The organism is Streptomyces tailanensis (assembly GCF_008386495.1).
GTDB lineage: Bacteria > Actinomycetota > Actinomycetes > Streptomycetales > Streptomycetaceae > Streptomyces > Streptomyces tailanensis.
The window spans coordinates 1-1,206 of the sequence record NZ_VTHJ01000169.1 but is presented as its reverse complement, the minus strand read 5'-3'; the positions used below and the strand labels follow the sequence as shown (position 1 = coordinate 1,206).

1 tRNA gene and 1 pseudogene are annotated in these 1,206 nt (G+C 65.9%); one reads left to right on the top strand and one right to left on the bottom strand.

Going from position 1 to position 1,206, the window contains the following annotated elements:
- Positions 1-263: pseudogene (locus F3T56_RS45850) on the bottom strand (IS200/IS605 family accessory protein TnpB-related protein); the annotation flags it as partial.
- 462 nt (positions 264-725) lie between these two features.
- Here F3T56_RS45850 and F3T56_RS45840 point away from each other — a divergent pair.
- Positions 726-799: transfer RNA gene (locus F3T56_RS45840), tRNA-Pro, on the top strand.
- The last annotated feature ends 407 nt before the right edge of the window (positions 800-1,206 follow it).

Genomic DNA, 1,206 nt, shown 5'->3' with positions numbered 1-1,206 from the left:
GCCTTCGTGATCGACCCCGCCCAGCGCGAGGACGACTCGGCCGTGAGGACCCGCTTGCGTTCCGCCCAGGCCTCGGCATCGTGCTCCAGCCCGGCCGCGCGCCGCGTCTTCAGATCCCGCGAGGCCAGCGAACCCAGATGGTCACCGACCAGCCGGAGAACCGTCTCGTCTGCGGCGGTCAGGCCCTTGAGCCGGGTACGGACCGCGACCCCCGAAGGGCCGGGCGCAACGAACGGCGCCGCCAACTCCCGCAGCCCACCCACCCCGTCACCCTCACCCCGACTGCTGCCAAAACCCGTCACCACACCAACGACCACCACCGGCGAAGGTCACGCATTCGATGCAAGAACTGCCGTTCCCTTCCCCCGGGAGTGCTCCTGCCGCCGGCCGGAGACTCACTCCCGCACCACCAGAACACGCTCGCGTGTCCTTGATTGCCACCTGCTCACCACCCCTTGTTCCGCCAACGCCAGTCGGGCGTCGGCGGCCTGGGGTCCCTGTGCACATGCTGCCCCCTCCTCGCCGTGTGTGGGGGTGGGCTCTTCGCTCATCGATACGCCTCCGGTACCGGCTTCCGTAACCCGTCGGTCTACTGCGCCGACCTGACCGCGTTGATCCTGCACATCAGGGCCCGCGTCCAGGCCGATCTCGCCACCGCCCCACCGATGGGACACGTAGGGTAGGGTTTACCTGCGCGTTCACACGGTTCACCGTGGAAGGCGCAACGGGACGTGGCGCAGCTTGGTAGCGCACTTGACTGGGGGTCAAGGGGTCGCAGGTTCAAATCCTGTCGTCCCGACTGGAGTCTTCTCCGTCGTCGCAGGTCAGGGCCTTGGATCACTTAGGTGAGACGAGGCCCTTGATCGTTCCTGGGGGCTTCGTCTCACAATTTCTCACGCAACGAGAGTGGATCATCTCCAGGTGGCTTCCACCCTTGACGACGAGCCATACCATCAGCCGGAACAGAACCTGAGTGCGCCAGACCGCCGCTCTACGAGCGCAACGCGCACCAGACAACCGGCAGCGTGGGAGCACGACATCATGAGCAGATCGAGCAACGGCACAGGCGGCTGGGCCGAAGGCTGCGCATCCCTTATAGGGGGCTGCATAGTCGTTGTCGTCCTGCTCGGACTTTTCAGGGTCTTCAAAGTTGAGCGGTGCGGAGGTGTCCGCGGGCTCGGCGTGTGGTGACGCAGTGTGTCCGTA